This is a genomic window from Pseudomonas paracarnis, from assembly GCF_904063055.1.
GTDB lineage: Bacteria > Pseudomonadota > Gammaproteobacteria > Pseudomonadales > Pseudomonadaceae > Aquipseudomonas > Aquipseudomonas paracarnis.
Map to the genome: position 1 here is coordinate 605,413 of NZ_CAJFCN010000001.1, position 16,594 is coordinate 622,006.

The following is a 16,594-nucleotide window of genomic DNA, read 5'->3' on the forward strand; positions in this document are numbered from 1 at the left end:
GATTAACCGCAGCAAATGTCTATCCGCTTGAAAATATTAAGAAAAAAGCTTGGCGTAACCCTGGAGGCCCTGGCCGAAAAATCCGGGATGACCAAGAGTTACCTGTCGAAAGTCGAGCGCGGGCTCAATACGCCCTCCATCGCCGCGGCATTGAAACTGGCCAAGGCTCTGAACGTGAAGGTCGAAGAGCTGTTCAGCGAAGACAACGTCAGCCTCGACAGCTACAGCCTGGTGCGCAGCCATGAGCGGCCCGACACCTCGCCGGGTTATGCGGTGCTTGCCCACCAAGTCAGCGAGCGCAGCCTGCTGCCGTTCATCATTTATCCGCCGGCGGAGTTCACCGACAAGACCTTCAAGGAGCACTTGGGAGAGGAGTTTTTATTCGTGCATGAAGGCCAGGTTGAGGTGGATTTCATGAGTGAGCGCGTGCTGTTGGCGCGCGGCGATGCGCTGCATTTCAACGCGCAGAAACCCCACCGGATTCGCTCGGTGGGAGAGGTGCAGGCGCAGTTGCTAGTGGTGGTGCACAGCGCTGAGGAATGAGGCTGATCCCGACTTGAAATGCAGTCAATGTGGGAGCTGGCTTGCCTGCGATAGCGGTTTATCGGTGCCCGATCTGTCGCTGACCCACCGCCATCGCAGGCAAGCCAGCTCCCACATTTTGCTCAGCGTTCCACAGGGACGGACAATGCCGGATTACCCAGTGGGTGCGTACGCGCTGTAAAGAACCTCAGTTCCACAGCAGAGCCCTCGAACAACTCCAGATACCGCCGCTTCTGCTGGCGAATAAACCCATCGCTGCGCCCCGACACCGAGATCGCCAGGGTGTTGATGCTGGCCTGGCCGATAGCATCCACCAGGTGTTTATCCTGCGGCCCCAAGTCATGGCCGAAGATGCACAGCGCGCCTTCATGGCTCAACAGCTGTTCATAACAGAACGACAGATAATCCGAACTGCGGATACTTTTGAGTTTCTCCTCCACCTTGCCTTCACTGACAAACAGCGGCACATCGTCGAGGGTCTTGATCGTGTTGTTGATGGCAAAACTGCTGAGCAGGGTGCTGTCGGTGGACGGCAATTTGCGCGCCGTGCCGTCGAGGTTGCGCACCAGGTGCAGGCCGCCGTGCAGGTACAGGATGCGGGTGGCGTCGGTGTGCGTATTGCGCAGGTCGAAGCTTGAGTCGGCGCTGCGAAACAGGTCGTCAATGCCCGGTGCGTGCAGGGTCGCCCAATAGTTGAGCAAGTCGTAGTTACTGGTGAAGACGGTGGCGTAGGTGGTCAGCTCCGCGTTGATCGTCGTCAGCGTCGACGGCTGCACCAGGCGCCAGGGAATGTGCACGGTATGAATGGTGTTGATCAGCGCTTCCTTGATCGCGTAGTAACGGTTACGCGGCGCCGCCGAGCTGACCGCCAGGGCCTTGTTGACCCGGCTGGTGGTTTTCAAGGCGCCCAGCGCTTGCTCGAAACTGCGGGTCTGCAAGGCGTCGAACACGCTGAGTTCGGAGGCGCTCAGGGGTTTTTCTTCGACGGTACGGGCGTTTTCGAACAGCGAGTCGTAGGCAAAGTCTTCCCAAATCGTACGGCTGGCGCCGTTACCGATCAGTATCCCGCTGAAGTCGACGGCAGCGCGCAGGGCACTCCAGTCTTCAAGGTGGGCGTCAATATCCTGGAAATCCTTCATTGCGGCGGGTCTACTCGAAATCGGCTGGGGGGTGACTTTATCACGAGCCGGCATTGATCCTGATCAAGATGCGCCACGCGGTACAGGTTGATTCTGTCGGCATAAAGCCTTTGAGGATTGATCATGAGCAGCACGTTCTTCATCCCCGCCGTCAACATCATGGGTATCGATTGCCTCGACGAAGCGATGACCGCCATCCGCAACTACGGCTTTGACAAGGCGTTGATTGTGACCGACGTGGGCCTGGCCAAAGCCGGTGTGGCCGGCATGATCGCCGAGAAGCTGGCGATGCAGGATATCGACTCGGTGATCTACGACGGCGCCAAGCCCAACCCCAGCGTGGAAAACGTCGAAAAAGGCCTGGCGTTGCTGCAACAGAGCGCCTGCGATTTCGTCGTGTCCCTGGGTGGCGGTTCGCCCCATGACTGCGCCAAGGGCATTGCCCTGTGCGCCACCAACGGTGGGCGTATCGGCGACTATGAAGGCGTCGACCGATCGAGCAAGCCACAACTGCCGCTGGTGGCCATCAATACCACCGCTGGCACGGCCAGCGAGATGACGCGTTTTTGCATCATCACCGACGAAAGCCGCCACGTAAAAATGGCCATCGTCGATCGCAATGTCACGCCGTTGCTATCGGTCAACGATCCGGCGCTGATGGTCGGCATGCCCCAGGGCCTCACTGCCGCCACGGGCATGGATGCGCTGACCCACGCCATCGAAGCCTACGTGTCCACCGCCGCGACACCGATCACCGACGCCTGCGCGATCAAGGCCATCGAGTTGATCAGCGCCAACCTGCGCCTGGCGGTCCGCGACGGCACTGACAAGGCCGCACGGGAAAACATGGCCTATGCGCAGTTTCTCGCCGGCATGGCCTTCAACAATGCGTCCCTGGGTTTCGTGCATGCCATGGCTCACCAATTGGGCGGCTTGTACGACCTGCCCCACGGCGTGTGCAACGCCGTGCTATTGCCCCATGTACAAAGCTTCAACGCCAGCGTCTGCGCCAAACGCCTGAGAGACGTGGGCCGCGCCCTTGGTGCGGATATCAAGGGCATCACCGCCGAGGAGGGCGCCCAGGCTGCCATCGCGGCGATTCGTCGGTTGTCCCAGGACGTGGAAATCCCTGCGGGCTTGCGTGAGCTTGGCGCTAAGTTGCAGGACATTCCATTGCTGGCCAGCAATGCGTTGAAAGATGCCTGCGGGCTGACCAACCCACGGCGGGCGGACCAGCGTCAGATTGAGGAGATCTTTCGTAGCGCGTTTTGATCCGAGCTGCAGCGGGCAAGGCATACGCATGTGCCGCCCGCCAACGCCACACACAACACCGCCAGCGGCCACGCCTGCTGGCTCACCAGTAGGCTTGCCGCACCGCCGATCATGGCTGCCATCAACTGATGCACAAAACCGCCGAGGGCCATGGCGTAGGGGCCGCTGATGGGGGCCTCATCATTGGCGAGAGATAAACTGATAGGGTAACTGATCGACTGCCCCAGCACCGCCACGCAATAGGGCAACCACAGCAGCACCGCGAGCCCACTGGCAAGCACGCTGCCTAGCAACATGGTCGCCGTACCGAGCAGTACCAATGCAACGCCTGCACGCATCATTCTCAAGCGACCTGTGCGTGCAACGAAGCGATTGACCATTAACGCACCTGCCAGGTAAGCCCCACTGATCGGCCAACCCAGCCAGCCGTATTCCATTGCGCTCCACTGAAAACCTCCCTGAAAAATCAACGGTGCGCAGGTATTGAATGCAATGATCACCCCATAGCCCAAACCGCCGGCCAGTGCGGCGTGCAGAAAGGGAGGATGTCGCGCAATCGCGTTGTAAACACGCCAAGCGCGGACCGGGGAGCCAGCTTTTGCTTGCGTCGCAAATACCACCCGCTGCAACACCCCTATCAAAGCGACAGCCCCGATTGCCAACGTATAGAAAATTGCCTTCCAGCCAAACGCCATTTGCAATAACGAACCCACGAATTGGCCAATACCCAAGGCGACCACGAAGGTCATCCCCAGCCACGATAGTCCTTTGGCCAACTGTGCACCGTTGAAGTTGTCGCGCACTAATACCCGTGCCATGACGGACATCCCACCAGCCCCCAAGCCTTGAAGCAGGCGTAAGGCTAGAAATGACTCAACATTGAACGCTGATGGGATCGTCGCACTCGCCAGGGCATACACCGCCAAGGCTGCAAGTAACACCGGTTTTCTGCCAAGTCGCTCAGCCAGACTACCCCACAGCAGCATTGGCAAGGCCATGCCCACCAGATACACCGCTAGAGCCAGAGCAACATGCTTTTCGACGGCTAAAGCTTGCGCGATTGCTGGGACTGCGGGCAGATAGCTGCTGATACCGGCTTGAGCGAGGAAGGCAGCACTACAGGCGAGGAGGAGAGCGATATTGCTTTTCAATAAAAATCGTCCTATATCCTAAGTAAGGAAGAAACTGCTAGTTCGGCATCGTTTACACAGTTTTTAATCCGTTTCAGTAATCGTGGCCATTAATGAACGTCCCCATTAGGTAGCTTCTGACTGGGAGTGCAAGCTGGTGCTGGTTTTTGAGGCCGTGGTTAGTTGGGTTAGCTGTGCGCAAAACGACTCTATCGTTGTAGGGGACATATCTGCTCGGAGCGTTATGCGTACGGCTGATTTTCCTTTTGGCACTACCGGAAAAAATACAGCAGATGTAAAAAAGCCAATGTCCGAAAGTCGGGTGGCGAGCTCATTCGCTTTTTCAGCTTCTCCACAGTTAATTAAGCGTATGGCAGTCTGGGTGCCGTGCTGCTCTGTATATATTAATTTGTCAAATAGTTGAATGTTAAATTGAAGTTTTTCTTGAAGCTCGTATAGCTCTTCAGTCTGGTGTATTTTTAGCGACGCCAGCCCAGCGCCAATAGCCGCTGAGTTCAGACTTTGCGACCAGTTGCTCGGGCCACCATAACGGTACATCAGACTTTTTTGTCGTTCGCTGCCAAACATGATCAACCCGCCGCTAGCACCGAAAGACTTTCCTAAGGACGCGACTATTAATGTCTGATCGTCTTGCGCATGCACAAATGGCCGGATGTAACCACGTCCTCCCTCTCCGAATGCCGACAGCGCATGCGAGTCGTCCATATAGAGAAATAGCCCATAACGAGCTTTTAAGTAAAGTAAACCGTCAACGTCCGCAACGCCGCAGGGTTTTGGCCTCCCTTATTCCCTGCATCGCACCTTCTATTATGGCCGGGTGGTGATCGAGCCCAACATATGAGGTTGTGCAGAAGTGATGGAAGTCGCGCCCATATTGATCTGTCAGGTAATTATTACTTTTGACGGTGACATTGAGCTCGCATATTCGCCCGCTCTTTGCCGAGTGCCAGTCCGTTTCGGCCAATGCTATGAGTTTTTTGTAATTTGAGAATTTGTGTGTGAGTGATGAGTTTTCCATTTCTCTAGCGTCCTTTGGGGGGGGCTGGAAAACACTATCGGGAAAATTTTGATTCGATAAGTCAGACGATTCCCAGGCACGATAGTCCGGATGGAGTATTTCGTGTAGGTCCATTCCTGCTTTTAGGATGGCACAGTAATGTCATTCGATAGCTGCCTACAATGTCCTGGTGTGTCAATGGACCTGAAGGGGGGTGATATCATGCGATTTAATGGGGTTGTGCGTCAGTAAATTAGGTAAGGTGCCGGCGTGCAGGGCGGATGTGCCGGTAGCCTTCAAGAGGCTCGTCTATCGACTCGCCAAGTCAGTGGGATGAAGGAATATTTGATGAGAGTTCTGTTATTCGGCGCCACCGGCATGGTGGGCCAGGGTGTGCTGCGCGAGTGCCTGCTGGCGGCCGATGTGCAGGAAGTGGTAGCCGTCGGCCGCACGCCCCTGACTCAGGAGCACGGCAAGCTGCATCAGGTATTGCACAACGACATGCTGGATTTCCAACCCCTGGAAAACCTGCTGCAGGGTTTTGATGCCTGTTTCTTTTGCCTCGGCGTTTCGTCGGCGGGCATGAAGGAAGCGCGCTACACCCACCTCACCTATGACCTGACCCTGGTGGCGGCCAGCACCCTGGCGCGGCTCAATCCGCAGATGACCTTTATCTATGTGTCCGGCGCCGGCACGGACAGTTCCGAAGCCGGCAAGTCGATGTGGGCGCGGGTCAAGGGCAAGACCGAAAATGCCTTGCTGCGCTTGCCGTTCAAGGCGGTGTATCTGTTCCGCCCGGGGATCATCCAGCCGTTGCACGGTGTGCGTTCGAAGACGCCGTTGTACCAATCCTTCTATAGCGTGCTCGGGCCGGTGCTTTCGTTTGTGCGGCGACTGAAACCGGATTGGGTGGTGAGCACCGAGACCGTCGGCCGTGCGATGTTGCAGGCGGCCAGCCAGGGCGCGCCGCAGCCCGTGGTGGAGCAGGCGCAGATCAATCGCCTTGCGGCTGAGCGCCGCTGAACTGAATCAGCGCAACGCCGCTGATCAGCAGTAGCGCGCCCAACACCCGGGAGGTTGTCAACTGACGTTCCACCAGGCCGAACAGGCCGAAATGGTCCAGCAGCAATGACGCGAGAACCTGCCCGGCCATGGCCAGCGCAATGAAGCCCGATGCGCCGAGCTTGGGCAGCAGCATCAACGCCAATGAAATAAAACACACGCCAAAGGCACCGCCGGCCCACATCCACAACGGTGCCTTGCTGATAAAGGCCAGGCTCGGCAGGGGTAAACGCAGCGCCACAATCACCGGCAGCAGCACGATGATGCTCACCAGTAACGAAGCCAGGGTGGCCCACAAGGGATGGCCGAGGCCGCGCCCGAGGTTGGCGTTGATCGCACTCTGAAACGGCACCACCGCGCCGGCGAACACCGCCAGCGCTAACAAACCTACCCAATGCAACACAGTCATCTCGACGCTCCCAAAGGTTTTGCTGGACTCTAGGGTATTCGTCGCGCAAATTTAAATTCCGAATTATTATGCCGAGCATGCAGCTGATGAATGATCTGCGTCGCATCGACCTGAACCTGCTGGTGATCCTCGACGCTTTGCTCAGCGAGCAACACGTCACCCGCGCCGCCGAGCGCCTGCACCTGAGCCAGCCGGCGGTCAGCCATGCGTTGGCGCGGCTGCGCGATATGCTGGGCGACCCGCTGCTGATGCGTCAGGGCGGCACATTGGTGCCAACCGCCCGAGCCATGGAATTGGCGGCGCCATTGACCGAAGCCCTGGCCCAGGTGCAGGCCTTACTGGCGCCGAATCGTTTTGACCCCACTTCTGCCAAGCGCCGCTTTCGTGTGGCGATGTCGGACTACAGCGCGGCGATATTCCTGCCCGGCCTGGTTCGCCTCCTACGCCATGAAGCGCCCGGTATCGACTTGCAGGTCATCCAGGCTAGCCGCGAAGGCATGGTTGAGGGTGTGCTCAATGGCGATCTCGACCTGGCTGCGGGCGTATTCCCCGACATGCCCGCCGAAATGCGGACTACGCCGCTGTTCGAGGAGCATTACACCTGCCTGGTCGACCGCGATAGCCTGGCGCCCGCCGGGGTGCTGGACCTGCCGGCCTATCTATCGCGCCCCCATGTACTGTTGGAGATGCGCGGCAGCGGCACGCCGGAAATCGAACGGGCGCTGACGGCCATTCGTGAACGCCGCCATGTAGCCATAAGCCTGCCGCACTGGGGTGTGGCGCCTCAGTTGATCCAGGGGACGGACCTGATTCTGACGGTGTCGTCCCGGGGTTTGATAAATATTGACGCTCGGCAATTGCTGGCCGTGCCTCCGCCGTTTCATATTCCGTCGTTTGCCTTTGAGCTGGCCTGGCATACGCGGCGGGGTGGGGATGTGGGGTTGCAGTGGTTGATTGGCAGGGTGGTGGGTGTATTGTCCGCAGACCCACGATAACGCGAGAACACCTAGATGCTCAGCGGTTTCAACCACCTGACCCTGGCCGTCACCGATGTGCCGCGCAGCGTCAGTTTCTATCACGATCTGCTGCGCCTGCAGCTCGACGCAACCTGGGACAACGGTGCCTACCTCTCACTGCCTGGGCTTTGGCTGTGCCTGTCGCTGGACCCGTTGCGCTCGACTGCTCCGGCGGTGGATTACACCCACTATGCCTTCACTGTCGATGCTGCTGATTTCACTCCCTTGGTCGAACACCTGCGCGCTGCCGGGGTACAGGAATGGCGAGACAACCGCAGCGAAGGCGCATCGTTTTATTTTCTCGATCCCGACGGCCATAAGCTGGAGGTTCATGTCGGCGATCTGGCCTCGCGGCTGCAAGCCTGTCGCGCCCAGCCCTATGCTGGAATGAAGTTTTACCCACCGCGCTGAAACATGCAGAATCAATCACCTTTTAGCGTCTGTCGGAGCGTCTATCCATGACCCCATCCTTGCTGCTCGCCGTGCTGGCTTCGGGTTTTATCTACGGCATTACCCCAGGCCCCGGTGTCCTGGCCGTATTCGGCATCGGTGCGGCTCGTGGCCGGCGTGCCGGGGCAGGATTCTTGTGCGGTCATTTGCTCGGCGATGTGGTGTGGTGCAGCACGGCGCTGATTGCCATCGTCGGTGCGCGGGAAGTCGGCAGCAGTGCCTTTGACGTACTCGGTGTACTCAGTGGAATGTATTTGTTCTGGCTCGGCTGGCGTGCGATCCGCACCCAGCGGCGCAATAGCGATGCCCCTCAGGGCGCGGCGCGCCATCCGTTCTGGCACGGTATTGTGTTTGGCTTGACCAACCCCAAGGCCTACCCGGTCGCCGTGGCGACGTTCACCGCGTTACTGTCCAGCCGAGCCGAGTTGTTGACTTGGTCGATGTTGCCGACGTTGATTCTGCTGAGCTTTATCGGTGGCTTGCTGGCCTACGCGATCCTGATCGGCGTGGTGGGTGCCCAACGGGTGCGCACGCTGTATCAACGCCATGAAATCCTGATCACCAAGCTCTGCGGCGTGATGTTTATCGGCTTCGCCCTCAATGCCCTGGCGCACGCATTGCCGGGCCTGTTCGGCAGCAAAGCGGCCTGAGGCGACGACGACCGTTCGTCGCACAGGTAAGTTTTTTCTAAACCTTTACCGCCGTGAAAATTCGAATTCAGGGCGGGTTGTATGCTCCCGCGCCTATTTTTGCCCTGGAGGAACCCATCATGAGCCGCATGGCTACCCGGTTACGCACCGCCAGTTTCGCGATGCTGCTGGGCCTCGGCGCCAGCAGTGCTTTCGCCCAGTCGCCTGCAGAATTCATCGAGCAGGCTTCGGCCAAAGGCATGGCCGATATCGAAACCAGCCGCATGGCCCACGCCAAGACCTCGTCCCAGGAAATCAAGGACTACACCATTGAGGTCATCAACGAGCGCACGCTGGCCAACCAGCACTTGGCGGCGATCGCCAAGAAGCTTGATTTGCCAGTGGCCCCACGGGAGAAGATCGTTGATAAGGCCGAAACCCTGATGCCTGAACTCAAGGACGGCGATTCGTTTGACGCTGCCTATACCGCGCAGCAGGTCAAGGAGAACGAAGACGCCATCGCCCTGTTCAAGAAAGAAGGCGCTGCGTCGGATGTGCCAGAGATAAAGGCACTGGTGGATGAGACGCTACCCAAGCTTGAAGAGCGCCTGCAAAAAGCCAGGGCCCTGGCCTCGACCTACGGTAAGGGCCATCAAGGCGACGGTTGAGGCGACTACTGGAAATGAAAAAACGGCGGTTGGAGAGGATCCAACCGCCGTTTTCATATCAACAGGACTGTGGGTTTTTCTGCCGTGCTTTTAGGAGCGAGCCTACGGTATCTCAAGGCGGCGAGCGCAAGACTGGGTTTTTACCTGGATAACCCCTATGACCGCATATGCCACCTGCGACCTGCGCACACTTTATCACCTGACCGAAGATCACTATTTTTCTGCCACCTGCGGCCTGCATCGCCGTTATAGCGCGGCTATCAACGCTTATTTCGTTGACGTATGTTCTGGCCTGTATGACTTGTTATTTATTCGCGTGGGCAGCGCTCCATTGGGCGAAGCTTTTGCTGCCCCGTTGGGCTTGATCCATGGTTCCGTCCTTGCAATACGCATTGTGGTTCATGAGGAAAAGGTCGCTGAGCTACGCGAGGCGCTCTGCGCAATCGGTTTCCAGCCTGCTGAACAGACAACCGCGATGGTTCTCGAGCTGTCGCGTTTTATTCCAAGGATGAGCGAGGGGACTCTACAGGTCTGCCTGACGCGGGATTTGAACGAATGGGCGGGTCCAGTTGGCAGCGCATATTCGATGCTTCCCGAGGTCGTTGTGAACTATCAGGCACGGCACCAGAGGGCGCTTGATGCGGGTGAGGCCCTTTACCACTTCACCCTGTCCGCCGAGGGGCGTGTGAGCTGTTCGTTGACGTTGTCACTGTGTGAAGGCGAGGCCCGTCTGAATGATGTCGGCACGCTCAAGGGCTTTCGTGGAAGAGGCTATGCCACTTGCCTGATTCAAGCTGCCCTGCTTCACGCCTCGAGCCTGGGGGCTCACCGATGTTTTCTCGAGGCCTCGGCGGAGGCCATCTCGCTGTATCAACAGTTGGGCTTTGCACGTTTGTTCGAGTATCAGGCTTTCACTCGCGGAGCGCTCGCTGACCGGTAATCAAAAAGCCATTTTTGCCTGGCTGCGATCCTCAAGCGTCAGTAGATACTGCTTGGCCTCAAGCCCTCCGGCAAACCCGGTCAGCCCGCCCGAAGCCCCCACCACTCGGTGGCATGGCGCAATGATCGAGATCGGGTTGCGCCCATTCGCGGCCCCGACTGCGCGCACGGCTTTGGGGTTGCCGATCTGCTCGGCGATCTGGCTGTAGCTGCGGGTTTCGCCGAAGGGAATGGTCAGCAGTGCCTGCCAGACCTGCTTCTGGAAGTCAGTGCCGGCGAAATCCAGCTCCAGTTCGAACTGGTTACGCGTTCCGGCAAAGTATTCCTTCAATTGGCGTTCGGTTTCTCGCAGCACCGGGCTGTCGTTGGCCTCAATCAATTCACCCAGGCGTACGCGATTGGCGCGTTCTACTTCCCAGAGGATGGCGCTGAGTTTGCCATCGCGCGCCACCAGGGTGAGTTCACCGACAGGGGAAGGCATGAGCTTGTACTGGTAGGTCATGAGCTGTTTCCTTGAAGGGCGTTGAGGGGGGACGACGCCACTGTAGTTCCACCAAGGGGTTAGGGAACTACGTTTCTTGCGGTCAAATTCTTCGCCCCATTAGAAATTCCAGTAAACCCAGTTGGAATAATAGGGGTACCCGTAGAGCCAGGCGATAATGTAAAGGGCCTTGAGTACTGACGCGGTACCTAACATGAACATAGAAATGACGTTGAGCAGGGTGACAAACAAAGCGAACACAGCCACGCGTGGGGTTGCGTGACGCCAGGCAAACCTCACGCCATACGCTGACGCGGCAATCACTCCTAACTCCAGCAAAAATCTAAGGGGGAAGGGGAAGGGCAGCCGTACAAACGAGATCAGCAGCGGCAAAACCAACACCCAGCCGACTACTTGGCGCAGGATGATGTTGGGTGTGGTTTTTTGGGTGTCCAGCATTGCCATATTCCGAACTCTGGGCCGATGAGCCTACATTATCGCGCGGTGTTGCCGGCCTTGCCGTAAGACTTTGCTTAGGCGTACCTACCGCTCCTGCTGCAATACCTGGAGCGCTGCGGATGCCAGAAAAGAAATCCCGAGCAGCTTTTTTTCCTGTGGATGATTCAACACAAGGTGCTTCACACCCTCAGGCTCGACTGCCGAGGACCAGATGGGCGCTGCAGAACAAATTTCAGACATAAAAAAACCGGTCACCAAGGACCGGTTTTTTGTGCATCCTGCGTCAGAACCTTCCTGACGCCAGCGCAAATCTGAGTGGAGCGGGTAGAGGGAATCACCCAAAGCAGCCAACCCATTGATTAATAAAGATTTTTTCTGGTTATTCAAACCAGAAGTGGCCTCTGAATGTACCACATCACCCCTCTTGGCGAAAGGCATAAATCCACCGCCTTCTGCTGGCAGCTACCGACAGCCACTGCGATCAGGAAGGGAGCGCTTTTGCGATCTGCAGTGCCCAACTTGGCCGGAGTCGTCCCGAACAACGACAGCAGCAGTGCCTCGGCGGGCAACCCGCCAGGTATAGCGCCACACTGGCGATGATGGGGTTCTCGATGGCTTTTGCAAAATCCTCCGCCTGTTCGGACATCGTCGCGCTGAAGGCAAAAATCAAGAGCATGAACAGCACGAACCCCGCCCTGCAGATGTCAACCGTGCGCGCGAACAACCGCCGCCACGGGTGATGCTGCCCGCCCAGAAAGGTCTTGCTCTGATCGACGGGCGCGGAAGGTTTTGGGGCGTAGTCGCCGGACGTGGGCGATGGGGCGTTGGGATCTTCGCACGTAGGCCATGGGCTGTTCCTGTTCCTGTTCTTGTTATCGAATCGCGATGCTGCTTTTCAATCGGTTGTGCGCTGCCATCGCCTTCTGGTGGTCGCCCTCGATGTACGAAAGCGTGATCAGTGCTTTTTCAGCGCCCAGCGGCACGTGATACTGGGTCACTCTCATGGTCTCAGCCGGATTGGCAGTTGATGTGCGTGCGTAGCGAATAATCAAGGCGAGCTGGCCGCCAAGTGGCTCCACGGCAACGCTGGCGCGCCCCACTTCTTTCACACCGTTCTTTGCCAAACCCGCCCACATCATCGGGGCCTCTTCCCGCCAGGTATCAGCCAAGTCCTTCAACACCTGCTGCTTGTTCGCTTGGACTTCCTGCCGCACATCGGCCTGAGTGATTGGTGGCTCCATAGGAATGAACGACACCCTCACCATCGTTCGTGACGGCGTAGGGTAGGACTGCGCCGCAAGTGAGGCAATGTGCTGAGTTGGAATCCCGATGAGCTTCTCTCCAAACTCCTTGACGCGCTTTCGCTGTTCCGCATCGCTGATTGTCCAGTCGCTCGGAATTTCGAGTTGCACCCTACCTTTGACGTTGAGCTTGGTATAGCCCGCCGTCTGCGCGGCGACCGGCAGGGCGACCATAGCCAGCAAGCAGAAGCACAGGAAAAAAAATGACGCTCTTGCTGTTTTCATCATCAGTTCTCGGTGAGCAGGCTGTTCAGTAATTCCTGCTGGACGGCTTGCAACTGGCCACGGCTGCGCGCAGAGCCGCTGCCTTCATAGACGTTGATCGACAGGGGAAGGGAATTCAAGAGCGTGATGGCGCTGATTCCCGTGACCGGTCGGCTGGTGTCTCCAATGCTCATGCTCATCTGCATGGAGAAATAGACCGCGTTTCCATCCCGCCCAATCGGCTCGAACTTCATGTCGGACAGGTTGATGTCGCTGTTCTCGAACGATGCCTTCAGCCGTTGATTGAGTTCGGCGGCGTTCACCCGTGGACTCGACTTGGAAAGGCCGGAAAGGAATGCCTCACGCGGCATCTCGATTCGCTGGAAGTTCCCCTTCGGGCCGATAAGCTGAATTTGCAGCCAGTGATCCAGCATGTCCCTGCGCCCCTTACGGTAGTCCTCCAGTTCGGAGCAACGGACTGCCGCATGTACGAGGCGGGAGCCTTCGCCGAGGGAGCGCCGTGCCAAGTCCATCAGCTCCACTTCGCGCGCCGACTTGCCCGGCGTGCAGTAGCCGATCGGATTCGAGAACACGGCCTGCTGGCCGAGCACGTTCACCGATTCCGTGGCGGCGCTTCGCTGGACAACTGCCTCTTGAACAGGCGGCTGCCTCGGTGGGACTGGCGCGGGTACGGGCGGTTGATAGGCGGAGGCGACCGTGGTGGGTGGTTGCGCAACCGAGGCCGTCGTCGAACGGGTGGACTCGTGCTTGGTCGCGTTGACGAAAATGATGAGCAGAAGCCCGATGCCCAAGCCGATGCCGATGCCGACCATCCACTTGCCAGTGGTCACATCGGAAGAGCTGTCGCTCTTTTCTTTGGGCGGTTGAGGCGCTGCGGGTGCGGCAGGAGCTTGCTCGGCCCGCGCGGGGGGAGGTTCTGGAGGCGGTGGCGCGCTCGGCGGCGGGGCGACTTCCGGCGCGGGCTTGCTGGCAGGACGGCTGTCTTCGACATCCGAGACGAGTGTCGAGAGACCGGAGAAGCCTGTAGCGTTTCCCTTTTGTTTGTCGTCAGCAGCCACGGCTCCTCATCCCCATCTCACAGCCGCAGCTTGGTGTAAACGGCTTCGACCATGCAATCGTCGCCATCTTTGAAGCGCAGCCGCCCGAAGCCGGAAGGTGCAATCGTCAGGTAGGCCTCCTCTCCCAGCGCGAGAGACAGGCAGCTCGAAGTCTTGATGTAGGAATTCGTTCCGAAGACCTCATACCAGTCATCGTCCTCGCGGCTGACCGTCACCACGTATTTGCCCGGTTCCTGCTCCGACACGCCAAAGACCGCCTTCACGTCGCACTTGTCCTTGCTGTCGAAGAAGATGACCTCGCCGCCATAGCCCGACGTCTTGAAGATCGCATCCTCGGAGTAGGCATAGACGTAGCAGTGGCGCGTCTGGATGATGATGTCCTTGCCGTCCACCTTGTAGACGTTGCTGCTCTTGCGGGTCAGATTCACCTCGTAGTTCTCGGCCAGAGCAGGCGCGGCATGAAGGGACATCAATGCGGCAAGCGTCACCAGAAGGGTCTTCTTCATCGCCATCGCCTATTGGGATTGGAAGCTCGACAAACGGCTCTTCACGAGCTCAAGCTTGGCCTTGTGAGCTAATGGCCTGTTCGGGTCTTTGTCGTAGGCCGGAGCGGATTCCAGCATCGCCTTCATCACCGGATGAACGAGTTCCAGTTGAAACGCCTCGTCATCAAGGATGCGGTGAATGTGTGCCATTGCTTCGCGCAACGCCTTGTCTTCCTTGTTACCACCGAACAGGCTTGATAAAAATCCCATTCTCGACCTCCTCAGCCATTACTGAACATGAACAGGATCAATCCAATCGAAATTGCGATATGCAGATAGTCGAATGGGCGGAGCGGCCCCTTGCCCAAGAATCTGTAACCAACGCCCGTAGAGATCACTCGATATCGTGCAATCGGAAAAATGGGAATGCCAAAGAACACGAAGTAATAGGTCGCCATGCGCGACCCATCAGGCTTCGGGTCGGTTCCTCCATAAATCGTGGTACCGATCCCGTTGATTGTTCGCAGTGAGGGTGCCTTCTTGATCGGCTCAAGGTCTCCCAGGCTATCGTGATTCTCCCGAACGACGATCAGGTTCTCGTTCAGTTTCTTCCTAAGCTCCGTATCTGAAGCGATCTCCAATGCTTTTTGCAGAAGAGATATGCAAGGCACCCACTTAGAAGTCTGATTCCCAAAAGCAATGGCGCATTGCATGATACCCGCCGCGAGAATGTTCTGAGCTTCACGATACGTCGGGGAGTTGGTCTTGATCTGCGCGGCTCTCAAGAGGGACATGCCTTCAGTCAGTAATCTTTCGCCGTCGTTGTTTGCTGTACTTGGACAGCGATCAATACTCTTAAGCACTTCCGCAACAAGATTTTGGATTGGTTCAATTGCAGCCGATTCGTTTCGACGCTGTCGAATGTCAGCAAGGGCTTCTGCATCTTCCCCAACCTTCTCAGAGACGTCCGGCACCTCGGCAAAGATTTCCTGCACCAAACTTGTGAGCCGCTGGGCCTCCTTCAGCATGTCGTGTTCGTTAAACAGATCGATGGCAAGGCTGCGAATCTCGTAGGCCAAGTCACGACTCGCTTTGTGGTCGATGCCGCGCGCCTTCGAACTCAGTTGAATGGGCTGGGCGATCTTGTCCCAATTGCGCGCAACGGCATCCAGCTTATCCACGTAGGGCTTGACGGCGGATTCGCCGGAGCCAGCATGGTCTCTGGCCGCCTTGATGAGCTTGTGGACGTTCTCAGCCTCCTTGTGCAGAACGCCTTGAGTTTCCACCTCGTAGCTGTCCACAAGGTCGTCGATCAGCCCAGGCGCATGATCCTCACCGCCGGCGGTCACGCCATCCACGGTTTCGGTCATCACTTGGATGAGCGTCATCGGCGGTAGCCTGTCGAGCGCATCTTTGATGGCAGTCCGGTAGTACCGCTTGCGCTCGGTCAGTTCGGCCTCAATTTGATCAAGCGAATTGACCTCGGGAAAACGGGATGCGACGCGATCCTCATTGATGTCGCGTAGAACCTCTTCTGGGGTCAGCTCCTCGGCGAGGTAGGCTGTCTCCACAATGAACTCGGCCAAGTCGTCCGCATCGTGCTTGCCATCTACTGCTTCGAACGCGGCAGCCAGCAGATTCAGGTGCGCGAGCGTTGGCAGGCCCGATTCCTCTCGGATGGCCATCGGGTCGTTGAGCAGGCCCCCGACCAACTGGGTCGCCTTGCGCGGCGAAACGCCGGGAAGCCATGCGATCTCCACACCCAAGCGGGTGCGCGGATTCGTCAAGTCGGAGCGCGCCTTCTGGCAAACGTCGTGAGCGAGTTCCAGCGACTTCTCTTCCGCCAGTTCAACGATGCGCCTGCGGTCGTCGCGGGTCGTCACGCCCAAAACCGCGAATGCCGACTGATGCAGCGCGGTCGTGGTGAGACGGGGTTCCGGTTTGACCGGCGGTGGTGGTGGCGCAACCCGCTGCCGGGCTGCCGGAGGAATGGGCGGATGCTGGCGAACCGCTGCGGGTGCTTGCGCAGGATCTGCTGGTTGGGGCTGCGCACCGAGCATCGCCAGAAGTTGCGGGTCTTTCAGCGCATCAAGCGCCTGCACGAGTGCTTCACGCGGCACGGACAGCTTCTTGCCATTGCGCAACTCGTGGCTGTATTGCGCGAGTTGATCTTTGGACGACACGTGATCGGACAGGGCGAGCGAAACGGCGTACTCGCTGTTCGCGCGCGGGGCAGCATTGCAGCTCCGGCAGGCAACCAGTGCGCCGGACTTCGCGGAACCACATTTGAAGCAGATTGCCATTGTCATA

General features: G+C 58.1%; 20 protein-coding genes and 1 pseudogene. 9 read left to right on the forward strand and 12 right to left on the reverse strand.

The features are described from left to right. Positions 1–15: 15 nt before the first annotated feature. Positions 16–543: a helix-turn-helix domain-containing protein gene (locus tag JMV15_RS02715; protein ID WP_014717336.1), complete on the forward strand. Its 528-nt coding sequence runs from the start codon at positions 16–18 to the stop codon at positions 541–543. Between the two features lie 122 nt (positions 544–665). Here the strand turns inward: JMV15_RS02715 and JMV15_RS02720 are convergent, their stop codons facing one another. Then, on the reverse strand, positions 666–1,682 hold the full coding sequence (locus JMV15_RS02720; RefSeq protein ID WP_014717337.1) for a DUF4917 family protein: 1,017 nt from the start codon (positions 1,680–1,682) through the stop codon (positions 666–668). A gap of 123 nt (positions 1,683–1,805) precedes the next feature. Between JMV15_RS02720 and yiaY the strand changes: the two genes are divergently transcribed. Next, positions 1,806–2,954 (forward strand): L-threonine dehydrogenase, encoded by a 1,149-nt coding sequence (yiaY, locus tag JMV15_RS02725; protein ID WP_038449406.1) that lies wholly within the window; start codon positions 1,806–1,808, stop codon positions 2,952–2,954. Here yiaY and JMV15_RS02730 read toward each other — a convergent pair. Next, positions 2,921–4,105, reverse strand: coding sequence for an MFS transporter (locus JMV15_RS02730; protein WP_038449408.1), 1,185 nt, complete (start codon positions 4,103–4,105; stop codon positions 2,921–2,923). The genes yiaY and JMV15_RS02730 overlap by 34 nt on opposite strands. Before the next feature lie 105 nt (positions 4,106–4,210). Then, positions 4,211–5,123 (reverse strand): annotated as a pseudogene (locus JMV15_RS02735) (aminotransferase class I/II-fold pyridoxal phosphate-dependent enzyme). A gap of 327 nt (positions 5,124–5,450) precedes the next feature. Between JMV15_RS02735 and JMV15_RS02740 the strand changes: the two are divergent. Next, positions 5,451–6,125, forward strand: a complete 675-nt coding sequence (locus JMV15_RS02740; protein WP_019818511.1) for an NAD(P)H-binding protein — start codon at positions 5,451–5,453, stop codon at positions 6,123–6,125. On the opposite strand, the gene JMV15_RS02745 is transcribed toward JMV15_RS02740, so the two are convergent. Next, positions 6,097–6,573 (reverse strand): DMT family transporter, encoded by a 477-nt coding sequence (locus tag JMV15_RS02745; RefSeq protein ID WP_014717341.1) that lies wholly within the window; start codon positions 6,571–6,573, stop codon positions 6,097–6,099. The genes JMV15_RS02740 and JMV15_RS02745 overlap by 29 nt on opposite strands. Positions 6,574–6,650: 77 nt before the next feature. Here JMV15_RS02745 and JMV15_RS02750 point away from each other — a divergent pair, with 77 nt between their 5' ends. The 5 genes from JMV15_RS02750 (at position 6,651) to JMV15_RS02770 (ending at position 10,276) form a co-directional block, all read left to right on the forward strand. Beyond that, the gene (locus JMV15_RS02750) at positions 6,651–7,568 is read left to right on the forward strand and encodes a LysR family transcriptional regulator (protein WP_374227211.1); all 918 of its coding nucleotides are present in this window, start codon (positions 6,651–6,653) and stop codon (positions 7,566–7,568) included. Between the two features lie 15 nt (positions 7,569–7,583). Further along, positions 7,584–8,000 carry a fosfomycin resistance glutathione transferase gene (gene fos / locus JMV15_RS02755; protein ID WP_019818507.1) on the forward strand — a complete coding sequence of 139 codons (417 nt, stop codon included), beginning with the start codon at positions 7,584–7,586 and terminating at the stop codon, positions 7,998–8,000. A gap of 47 nt (positions 8,001–8,047) precedes the next feature. Beyond that, positions 8,048–8,689, forward strand: a complete 642-nt coding sequence (locus tag JMV15_RS02760; protein WP_038449410.1) for a LysE family translocator — start codon at positions 8,048–8,050, stop codon at positions 8,687–8,689. 119 nt (positions 8,690–8,808) lie between these two features. Next, positions 8,809–9,336: a DUF4142 domain-containing protein gene (locus JMV15_RS02765; RefSeq protein WP_014717345.1), complete on the forward strand. Its 528-nt coding sequence runs from the start codon at positions 8,809–8,811 to the stop codon at positions 9,334–9,336. 157 nt (positions 9,337–9,493) lie between these two features. After that, positions 9,494–10,276, forward strand: a complete 783-nt coding sequence (locus tag JMV15_RS02770) for a GNAT family N-acetyltransferase (RefSeq protein WP_014717346.1) — start codon at positions 9,494–9,496, stop codon at positions 10,274–10,276. On the opposite strand, the gene JMV15_RS02775 is transcribed toward JMV15_RS02770, so the two are convergent. The 3 genes from JMV15_RS02775 to JMV15_RS28235 form a co-directional block, all read right to left on the reverse strand. Then, the gene (locus JMV15_RS02775) at positions 10,277–10,777 is read right to left on the reverse strand and encodes a methylated-DNA--[protein]-cysteine S-methyltransferase (protein WP_014717347.1); all 501 of its coding nucleotides are present in this window, start codon (positions 10,775–10,777) and stop codon (positions 10,277–10,279) included. A gap of 99 nt (positions 10,778–10,876) precedes the next feature. After that, positions 10,877–11,215, reverse strand: coding sequence for a hypothetical protein (locus JMV15_RS02780; protein ID WP_014717348.1), 339 nt, complete (start codon positions 11,213–11,215; stop codon positions 10,877–10,879). An 84-nt stretch (positions 11,216–11,299) separates the two neighbouring features. After that, a complete protein-coding gene (locus tag JMV15_RS28235; RefSeq protein WP_235991927.1) occupies positions 11,300–11,653 on the reverse strand; it encodes a hypothetical protein in 354 nt (117 codons plus the stop codon). 173 nt (positions 11,654–11,826) lie between these two features. Between JMV15_RS28235 and JMV15_RS28555 the strand changes: the two genes are divergently transcribed. Then, positions 11,827–11,955 carry a hypothetical protein gene (locus JMV15_RS28555; RefSeq protein WP_256989194.1) on the forward strand — a complete coding sequence of 43 codons (129 nt, stop codon included), beginning with the start codon at positions 11,827–11,829 and terminating at the stop codon, positions 11,953–11,955. A gap of 132 nt (positions 11,956–12,087) precedes the next feature. Here JMV15_RS28555 and JMV15_RS02790 read toward each other — a convergent pair whose 3' ends face one another. The 5 genes from JMV15_RS02790 to JMV15_RS02810 are packed head-to-tail and all read right to left on the reverse strand — an operon-like array spanning position 12,088 to position 16,593. Next, entirely contained in the window at positions 12,088–12,744 is a 657-nt protein-coding gene (locus JMV15_RS02790) for a hypothetical protein (protein ID WP_201491254.1), read from the reverse strand. After that, entirely contained in the window at positions 12,744–13,799 is a 1,056-nt protein-coding gene (locus tag JMV15_RS02795) for a type IV pilus inner membrane component PilO (protein WP_146207107.1), read from the reverse strand. The genes JMV15_RS02790 and JMV15_RS02795 overlap by 1 nt, the downstream gene beginning before the upstream one ends. Before the next feature lie 17 nt (positions 13,800–13,816). Further along, positions 13,817–14,305 carry a hypothetical protein gene (locus tag JMV15_RS02800; protein ID WP_058163698.1) on the reverse strand — a complete coding sequence of 163 codons (489 nt, stop codon included), beginning with the start codon at positions 14,303–14,305 and terminating at the stop codon, positions 13,817–13,819. A gap of 9 nt (positions 14,306–14,314) precedes the next feature. Further along, positions 14,315–14,554, reverse strand: coding sequence for a hypothetical protein (locus JMV15_RS02805; protein ID WP_058163693.1), 240 nt, complete (start codon positions 14,552–14,554; stop codon positions 14,315–14,317). 11 nt (positions 14,555–14,565) lie between these two features. Then, positions 14,566–16,593 (reverse strand): hypothetical protein, encoded by a 2,028-nt coding sequence (locus JMV15_RS02810; RefSeq protein ID WP_181377782.1) that lies wholly within the window; start codon positions 16,591–16,593, stop codon positions 14,566–14,568. Between the last annotated feature and the right edge of the window lies 1 nt (position 16,594).